This is a genomic window from Pseudoalteromonas sp. SG43-6 (genome assembly GCF_014164365.1).
Lineage (GTDB): Bacteria > Pseudomonadota > Gammaproteobacteria > Enterobacterales > Alteromonadaceae > Pseudoalteromonas > Pseudoalteromonas rhizosphaerae.
This window is the reverse complement of record NZ_JACJEZ010000021.1, coordinates 73,490-82,915: the sequence shown is the minus strand read 5'-3', so window position 1 is coordinate 82,915 and position 9,426 is coordinate 73,490. Positions and strand designations below refer to the sequence as shown.

6 protein-coding genes are annotated in these 9,426 nt (G+C 41.9%); 3 read left to right on the top strand and 3 right to left on the bottom strand.

The genetic code is table 11. The features are described 5' to 3' along the window. Positions 1–934: 934 nt before the first annotated feature. The gene (locus H5201_RS10895) at positions 935–2,080 is read left to right on the top strand and encodes a PQQ-dependent sugar dehydrogenase (protein WP_182784572.1); all 1,146 of its coding nucleotides are present in this window, start codon (positions 935–937) and stop codon (positions 2,078–2,080) included. 72 nt (positions 2,081–2,152) lie between these two features. Here H5201_RS10895 and H5201_RS10890 read toward each other — a convergent pair whose 3' ends face one another. After that, positions 2,153–3,742: an RICIN domain-containing protein gene (locus tag H5201_RS10890; protein WP_259399683.1), complete on the bottom strand. Its 1,590-nt coding sequence runs from the start codon at positions 3,740–3,742 to the stop codon at positions 2,153–2,155. Between the two features lie 405 nt (positions 3,743–4,147). Between H5201_RS10890 and H5201_RS10885 the strand changes: the two genes are divergently transcribed. Together H5201_RS10885 and H5201_RS23560 are read left to right on the top strand one after the other, a co-directional pair. Then, positions 4,148–4,597 carry a carboxymuconolactone decarboxylase family protein gene (locus H5201_RS10885; protein WP_182767623.1) on the top strand — a complete coding sequence of 150 codons (450 nt, stop codon included), beginning with the start codon at positions 4,148–4,150 and terminating at the stop codon, positions 4,595–4,597. A gap of 404 nt (positions 4,598–5,001) precedes the next feature. Next, a complete protein-coding gene (locus H5201_RS23560; protein WP_182739916.1) occupies positions 5,002–5,313 on the top strand; it encodes a helix-turn-helix domain-containing protein in 312 nt (103 codons plus the stop codon). A gap of 67 nt (positions 5,314–5,380) precedes the next feature. Here H5201_RS23560 and H5201_RS10875 read toward each other — a convergent pair whose 3' ends face one another. Further along, positions 5,381–6,757 (bottom strand): Na+/H+ antiporter NhaC family protein, encoded by a 1,377-nt coding sequence (locus H5201_RS10875; RefSeq protein ID WP_182718013.1) that lies wholly within the window; start codon positions 6,755–6,757, stop codon positions 5,381–5,383. A gap of 150 nt (positions 6,758–6,907) precedes the next feature. Further along, a complete protein-coding gene (gene pbp4b, locus H5201_RS10870; protein ID WP_182784568.1) occupies positions 6,908–9,355 on the bottom strand; it encodes a penicillin binding protein PBP4B in 2,448 nt (815 codons plus the stop codon). Positions 9,356–9,426 lie beyond the last annotated feature (71 nt).

Sequence of the window (9,426 nt, the reverse complement as noted above, 5' to 3'; positions counted from 1 at the left end):
AACATCATCACATTGAGATAATGCTTTTTCAACCGCTTGAACTTTAAATTCTTGTGTAAATCGACGTCTCATTTTTATCTGCCTCTATTAAAAGTTAGAGGCGACAACTATCCTGACACAGGGGGCTTATCACTGCTGTTAAACCCTTCGTGGCTAAAGCCAGCTCCTACTTCCAATATTTAACCTCTGTGTAGCGAAGCGCCTCTGTGCTCTCGGTGGTGATATTCACTTTTTCGCCCTAAAGGGCGACCTATAATTTAAACGCCCCCATTGGTTTTATCGTTGCACTTTAGCCAACCAAACCTCGCGCGCCAGCAAGCTTAGCGCCTACGGTGGTTAACTTATCACTGGTATTAAACCCTTCGTGGCTAAAGCCAGCTCCTACATCCACTATTTAACCTCTGTGCAGCGCGAAGCGCCTCTGTGCTTTCGGTGGTGAAATTCACTTTTTCGCCCTAAAGGACGACCTACTGTTTAAACGCCCCATTGGTTTTATCGTTACACTTTAGCTAACCAAACCACACGCGCCAGCAAGCTTAGCGCCTAAGGTGGTGAACTTATCACTGGTATTAAACCCTTCGTGGCTAAAGCCATCTCCTACAACCAATATTTAAGCTCTGTGCAGCGCGAAGCGCCTTTGTGCTCTCGGTGGTGATATTCACTTTTTCGCCCTAAAGGACGACCTACAATATAAAGTGGCTAGGTTCTAGGAAGTGACTAGGTACTAGGATTGTGCCGTAGCTCGTCGCCCGCCGCACGAAGCCATAGCCACACCACACGCGCCAGCAAGCTCAGCGCCTACACTCCAGCACGATGTTTTCCCGTCATTTATCTTACATTTCTCATAAGTAGTCGCACTTTAGTGAAAGTTAATAACAATTTAACCTTGAACACGCTACGCTAAATGCATCGTGTTTAATAAAGTGGAGTCATCATGAAGACGTCTTTTTACACCAGTTTAGCTATTGCTATGGTCAGTTTATCTACCTTGCAGGCGTGTGTGCAGCAAGCGGAACAAGAAATCTCTGTCGCTAAAAGCGCTGATAAGTATCAGCTTGAATTAGTTGCTCAAGGGGTAAATATTCCTTGGGGAATGGCGTGGCTTAACGAGCAAGATTTATTAGTAACAGACCGCGCTGGTGAGCTTAGGCTAATTCGTAATGGCAAACTGCTAGAACAAAAAATTGCAGGGCTGCCTAACATGCATGCGGAAGGTCAAGGCGGCTTATTAGATATCGAGCTTGATCCTAACTTTAAAGACAATGGCTGGATCTACTTTTCTTACTCAGGTTATGAAGGCGATGAAGAAGGCTACAATACATCCATTATGCGTGCGCGCTTAAAAGATATGGCACTAGTCGACTCGCAGCTGCTGTTCGACGGCACGCCAAACACCACAACCAGCAAACATTACGGCTCGCGGATTGAGTTTGATAAAGACGGTTACTTATATTTTTCGATTGGTGATCGCGGCGCGCGTGATATTCACCCACAAAGCCTAGAGTACGATGCGGGTAAAATTCACCGCATTAATGCTGATGGCACAATCCCTAAGTCAAACCCGTTTGTTAATCAGCCAAACGTACGTAAGAGTATTTACTCTTATGGCCACAGAAACCCACAAGGCATGGCGATGCACCCAGAAACGGGCATCATTTGGAGTCATGAACATGGCCCTCGCGGCGGTGATGAAATCAATATTATTAAAGCAGGCGCTAACTACGGTTGGCCAGAAGTAACTCACGGCATTAATTACATTGGTACCAAAATTACTGATGAAACAAGCCGCGAAGGTATGCAACAACCCGATTGGGTGTGGGTGCCGTCTATCGCGCCTTCTGGGATGGAGTTTGTTACAAGTAGCAAATACCCGCAGTGGCAAGGTCATGTGCTTGTTGGCGCTATGAAGTTTGCACACTTAGTATTGGTTGAACTTGATGGTAATAAAGTAACGGGTCACAGCAAGCTATTTGAAGGTGCTGGCCGCGTGCGCAGTATTGCAACCCACCCTAATGGCGATTTATATCTGGGTATTGATGGTATGGGAATTTACCGCATCGTGCCTGATGGTAAAATCTAACGCGTAATACAAGCAATGTGATGAAGCCCTCTAAATTGAGGGCTTTTTGCATTTTTAGGTGGTTTGGGTGTATTACTGCGGCCCTGTACCGCCATCAACTTGACTGCCTAAGCTATTGGCATTGTCTAAACTGTATGGGTATAACTGAATATCGTTAAAGATGTTAGCGCCATTGTCGCGATATTGATCGGTTGCTGACACACCAGTATACACATTTCCTGACGCGCTAAAGTAGCCTGAGCCTTGGTTCCAATGTGGTTTTGCACTGTTTTCAAAGTAATTGTTTTCTACTAATACTTCAGCGCCATTACCTGCACTAATTGCAAAATAAGTAATGTTTTTCCAATAGTTATTAAACATATGAACGCGTGAATTGTAGCCGTCTACTTTAGGGTTGCGCCCTGCCGCTGTATCCCAAAAGTTATGATGTGCCGTTATTTGGGAGTTTTTGAATAAATGCGTATACCAATGCTGGTTAGCACACACTTGCGTATTATAACCATAAAAGCGGTTCCAGCTTAAAGTGACATTTTGGCTATTGCCAATATCAATATAACCGTCACTAATTTTATTAAACGCCATATGATCAATCCAGATGTGGCTACTGTCATCAACAGAAATAGCATCACCGGCTTCAACTAATGCAGGGTTAATATCTTCAAGTAAAATATTACGTATGATGATATTACGATCATTACTGATCACTAAGCTTGCGCCGATGATTTTTGAGTTTTTCCCTAATCCTTCAAGGGTTTTATTTGAGCGAACACGAAGACGAGAGTCATTACGTGTAACGTTAACCGTGTTGTTGGAGCTGCTACCTAATTCACTACAACTTTGGTTACCAACCGGTAAGCGATACCAGGTTTTACCGTAATCGCCCCATGTGCCACAATCGAGTGGACATGCTGCAACAGTTCGGTTTGCCGTATGGCAGTTAATCGTTGTATTGTTAGGAACTTGAATAACCGCAGTTGATATTGAGTTTAATGCGGCTGTTAACGCACTGCAGCTAGTTACAATAGTAGGAGATACATTACCGCCGCCGGTTGTAGTTGCAAGGCCATCATTACCTGGTTGTGCTGCAAAACCAATTAAACCAGCTGTTGTTTGACCGCCACCACTACTGCTACCACAACTACCTGAAACAGGGTTGATATACCAGCGCTGTGAACTGCCACCCGCATCATCATTTTGATACACATTGGCACCGTTTTGCGAACCCGCCACAGTTAATGACTTTTGCGTAAGTTTATTAACAATATTAAAGCCACCCGATGAAGACACCTTCAGCTGCCAGCGCTGATTATCACCTTGCCAATCGTCATACACCACAATATTAGCGCCATTAGACTGTGACGAATTGAGTACATCAAGTACTTGGTTATTATGTTGCGAACGAATAGTCCAGTAACCATCACTGCCTTTAGTGAAAGCAAACTTCTGGTTTGCACCACCCCAATATTGATAGCTAATTACATCCGGTGCGCCACTAGTATCAGACGTATTTACATCTAATGCCAAGCTAGAGCCACGGTTAATTACAGAGTAAATCCCACCTGAGGTGGGCATAGTTGTACAATTTTCTGCCAATGTAGCAAAGCTACAAGTAGATAACAGAAGTAAAAACAAAGTCTTTTTCCGTTGTATCAGTGTTGTCATAACGCTCATTCTTTTGCTCCAATTTATGCCATTCCTTGAATGGTGTTTTGTAAAATGCGAATCCTGCACTTAAGTACAAACGGTTAATAATTATCGTTTGCGCACTTATATTAGGATCATTTATATTACAAATAAAGTTGATTGTTAAATAAAAGTAAATTAACGTCATTGTCGATGTGAGCTTTTTAAAGCTTAAGAGCTAAATTAGTATTGAAATTCGCTAATTTTAGGGTGTAAATATAATATATCAGCGACTTATACCGTTTTATTATTGTGTAATAGTATGATAAGTCTTTAGCGAGGTACGACTACACTAAAAACAAATCAAAAAGTCGTTTTTTTACAATTCTTTTTATTTATCCGTCAATAAACTAGCTAGTAGTTATTTATCGATTTGGAACTATTATGAAAAGAGCGAATTACTTTAATATCGAACCCGAGTTAATGACCTACTTGATTGATCAAGAAGTACTGATCAAACAGAAAGTCGAGGCTACCTTTGGAGTGACAATTTGGGAGCTGCTAAAACTAAGAGCGTCACAGTTAAACCAATGCGCGTATTGTTTAGCCATGCATAGCAAACAAGCACTGGAGTATGGCGAGAGCATTAACCGCATTATTGCCCTCAATGCGTGGCAAGACACGCCACTTTATAACGATAAAGAACGTGCTGCATTAGCGCTTTGCGAGAAGTTGACTTTGTCACAGAACATTGATGATGACTTTTACCAAACACTTTCAGCATTATTTGATCAACCAAGTTTAGTTACCCTCACCGTAGCAATTAATGCTATAAATAGCTGGAATCGTATGGTGAAAATGTTTAAACCGACAGTCGAGTTTAATGAACGATAAACTATTTACAGCCCAACGGGCGATATCGCTGATTATGTACAAGCAGTTTGGTTTGCAAGCGCCCAATCTTCAGGGGAGAGTTGGCTCCCCTGCGATGGCGCAAAAGGCGTTATATTTTTGCTATCTGGGCGTCTTAATTTAGCTGGAAAACCATTAAATTCCCCTATTTCATGCAAACCATATCAACACAGTCAGCAAAAATAACGTTTACTGCTGACTCCGTTTTTTGTGGGATCCGGTTTAAACCCACTGGACTTGCCCATTTACAAAAGGTAAATCATTCGCTTGTGGCGCCTGCAACCTTAACAGGTTTAGCACAGGCGCTTGACCAATATGCTAACTTAGATTCGTTTATTGATTTGTTGTCAGCGCACCTCAATGCACCAAAAATACACCATTAGGCTATTGAGCACACACAAAAACTGATCCATAAAATAATCAATCTTACCCCACTAAGTACTGCTTACGAGCACACTCCTAAAGGTAAGCGGCAATTAGAGTGCTACGTTAAAAACACCTGTGGCATCACTGCCAAACACCTAGCACGTATTTACAGAGTCAGGCAAGCCAGACAACTTATAAAAGCAAACCCACAGCTAAGCTTGGCACAACTCGCCCTTGAGTGCGGGTTTTCCGATCAATCTCACCTAAACAATGAGTTCAACGCTATTTTACAAATACCCCCTGCCAAATATAAAAAGTTAATTCAGCAATAAAAAAGCCTGCAAATTTGCAGGCTTTTCGCTGACTAGCTAACTTTACTCTCGCAAGCTCGCTAACTCTTTACAACACAATAATGCTCGTAACTAGGTAAGCAACAAACGTTAAGCCACCCGCGAATAATGCATACGGCATTTGCGTTTTAACGTGAGTAAGTAAGTCACAGCCTGAGGCAATTGCCGACACCGCACTGGTATCTGATATTGGCGAGCAATGATCGCCAAATACGCCGCCCCCTAAAATTGCCGCAATCACTAATGACGGCGGTAAACCAAGCGCTTGAATTAATGGCACACCAATCGGGATAAGTATTGCAAATGTACCCCATGAGGTGCCTGTTGTGAAAGAGATCACCGCACCGGTTACAAACAACACTGGTACGACTAAGTAAATAGGTAAGTAATCACCCACTAAGCCCGCAACAAAAGTGCCAGTACCTAAATCTTTTAAACTGGCGCCGAGAGTCAATGATAGTAATACAATCGCGACTAAGGGTAATAACTCACCCATGCCTTTAAAGCCAATATCAACCAGTTTATGGTGAGTAAATTGACGAGAGCTTACCATTAATAAGTAGGCGACAACGCAAGCTAAAATAGTTGCATACAATACCGACTTAGAGCCACTGCCGCTGGCAATATCACCATTACCTGACCAATACATAAAGCCGACCATACTACCAATTAATGTAATTAGTGGTACTAACATGTAACGTGCTTTAGTCCCTTTGACTTCTTCTTGCAGCTCAGTTTTTTGATATTCCACTTGCTCTTCAGCCTTTTTAAGCGGGCCGTGCACTTTATCAAACGAGATTGTGTAAAACACAATGAGTAAGGTGATGATGGCGTAAAAGTTATAGCCTATGCTGCCCCATAACACCGAGACTGCCGACTCTGACAGTTCATAATTACCAAGCAAGCCAAGTATGTATGCCCCCCAACCATTAAGTAAAATCAAAATACACACAGGAGCACTGGTACTATCAATAATGTATGCTAAGCGAGCACGGCTCATTTTAAATTTATCGAATAAACCCCGCGATAAAATACCCGCAGTCAGTACACTTAAGTTAGATTCTATAAACACCGCAATACCTGAAAACATGGTTAAATAACCCACTTGGCGTTTGCTCTTTGCCACACCTTTGTTCATCAACACATTTACCGTTGCAGCAACACCGCCCGATTCGCGTATGTAAGCAAGTAATGCACCGATTAAGATACTAAAAATTAGGATACGACTATTACCTGGCGAACTTGCTACGCTCACCACGCGCTCTATGGTATTTATAAATGTATTAAAAAGTGTATTACCGTTACCTTGCAAGGCCAGCAAAAACTCTGAAGAAGCAACAGCGACAAGTAGCGCCATAATGACTTCTTTGCGCCAAAATACGATCAAAATCGCAATTAGTGGCGGTAAAATTGAATACCAAGACATACTGTAACCTTTTTTGTGGTGAGTCTATGACTCACTCTAATTATTATCAGGCCTTTGTTGTAAAGGCTGGAACAAACTCATTAGCTTAATCTGTTCGTCAATAAACACAACTTAAATCGATTAGCGATAAGCTGAACACTGCCATTTAGATCAATGCTTATTTAATATTGCTTCATAAATTAGCGAAACAATTGAGCCATATTTACCGGTTTCAAACTTTCTCCCCATAAATTCATAATCTGTTTCATTCCCTTCAATCGGGGTATGGCGAGCATTGGTAAGCAAAATTATCGCCAAGTCATAAGCGGGATCAATCACAGTAACCGTGCCCGTCCAGCCAGTGTGACCATACGCTTGTGGGCTCGCGTACGGGCCAAAATGCCATTGTAAAGCACCGTTACCGGCACGACGCCAACCTAAACCATAACTTTCATCGCTGGCTTGCGGGGCAATGAATTGCTCTAATACTTGCGGGGTAAATATTTGCTTATCACCATAGCCACCGCGATTCAGCAATAACTGCGCAAGCACAGCTAAGTCTTGACCTGTACTAAAAAGTCCTGCGTGACCTGCGACCCCACCTAAGGCATAAAATGCTTTTTCGTCATGTACTTGTCCTTGTAAAACGTCGGTACGAACATTATCAAAGCTGATCCGTCCGTCACGAGTGTTTCCCATTAACTCAGTGGCAGCTATTTGGTTTTTTATAAAGCCCTTTTGCAATGGATTATAAACGGTGTGGGTTAAACCAAGCGGTTGATAAATTTGCCCTTCAACATAATTATCCAGCGACTGCCCGGAAAGTCGCTCCACTAATACACCGAGTAACATGTAATCAATATCTGAATATAAATGTTTAACGCTACGACCCGCAACAAATGGCACGCCTGTCAGTAATAAGTTTTTAGTACGTAAGCTATTTTGTGAAAAGAATCGCTCACCAAACTTATTATCTTTACGATGAAAATCAACTACCGCTGGATAACCTGCACTGTGGGTCAGTAAATCTTTGACTAACCGCTGCTCACGGCCCGCCCCACGAAACTCAGGTAAGTAATAAAATAGCGGTTTTTCTACATCAACTTTACCTTCACTGGCTAATTTCATTAACGCTAAATTTGTGGCAAACATTTTTGAATTAGAGGCAATATCAAATAATGTATCGCTTTTCATCTGCTGTGGCTGCTCTAATAATGAGCCATCAGCAAGGTATTTTTTAGCATCTCCATAGTGGCTTAATTTAATTAACTTACCATCTTTGATCACTGCCAGTACGGCACCGGGAAACCCTGCCGCGACTTCTTCGTTGATCAATTTATCCACATTATTAAACTGCACTGACTTTACGGGCTTAGTTACTAAAGTTGGATAAGGAAAACGTAATGTTAAACTTGCCCCTTCAGGCTGCACATTTTCAACCTTGAACGTATTTGTGCCGTTGTGGGTCCGTTTAGATAAGCTGTATTTGTAACTCTTATTTGCCATAAGTGGCTGAGCAATATTTATTTTTTCACCATTGATAAAAATATCCGCGCTCGTTACGGTGTTATTTTCAATGATAATTTCGCCTCGGCCTTTATAAGCTTTAAATGTACCACGGTCATTAACAAGTGCCCGAGAACTTGGATTAGGATTTGGTACCTGCAACACAACCTGCGCATTTGCTAAAGGCTTAATAATCGGTTCTGGGGCAAGTTGCTGTTGTTGATATTGCAACATTAACTTAGCTGCTTTTTTCGGAAAGTACTTCTGCATCAAAGCAAACAATACCGCAGCGCTGCGCGCATCTGCATTACCGCTTACATGCCAAGGTAAAAAGTGCATTTGAAAGGCACTTAATGTATCAAGGGTTTGTGGATCAAGTTGATTAGTCACGTGTACATCATAACCATAACCACGTAACGCTTTTTGCATTAAACTAATGGATGGTTTAACTAAATTAAATTGCTGCCAATATTTATCAACCGTGTCACTGTCATACCATGCACCAATACCAGCTTGGTACAATTGATACCATGGAAAGCGCGGACCTGGATCGTTTTTTCGTGTAGGCGCTATATCGGAGTGCCCTACAACTTGAGTTGGGCCAATATCAGGGTTACAGGCTAAAATACCTTTACTGAGCTCAATCAATAACGCTATTTGTTTAGCGTCAAAATCGGGGAAAATACACAGTTTTGAGGCGTCATTTTCCATTTGCTCATCAGGTTTAACTTCGGGATAGTGACAGCTTGGTACGTTAACAATTTCGATACCAATTGATTGATCATTTAAATCTTCACGGCCTTGCCAAAAGCTTGTCCCGGCATGCCACGCCCTATCATGTTCATCAACTAGTTGAATTACTTTTAATTCATCCTCAGGGTAGCTAGGATCATTTAACTCTGGTAATAAATAATGAGCACTTAAACCACCTTCATCGACTAAAGCACGCATCGATTTTTCAAAATCAATAGCGGTGTAATGCATGACTAAAAACTTAACACGATGACTGTAATTGGCAGATTGTGTAAACTCGTAAGGTGTTGAAGCGCAACTAGTCAAAAGTGCGGCAGTTGTAACTAAACAAAGTTTTTTAAACCAAGATAAAAACGTCATAGCCTTCTCATTGCTGATCAAAGTAAATAAGCGCAATCCCAAAACCACGATTAGCGGTATGTGCTTTTAGT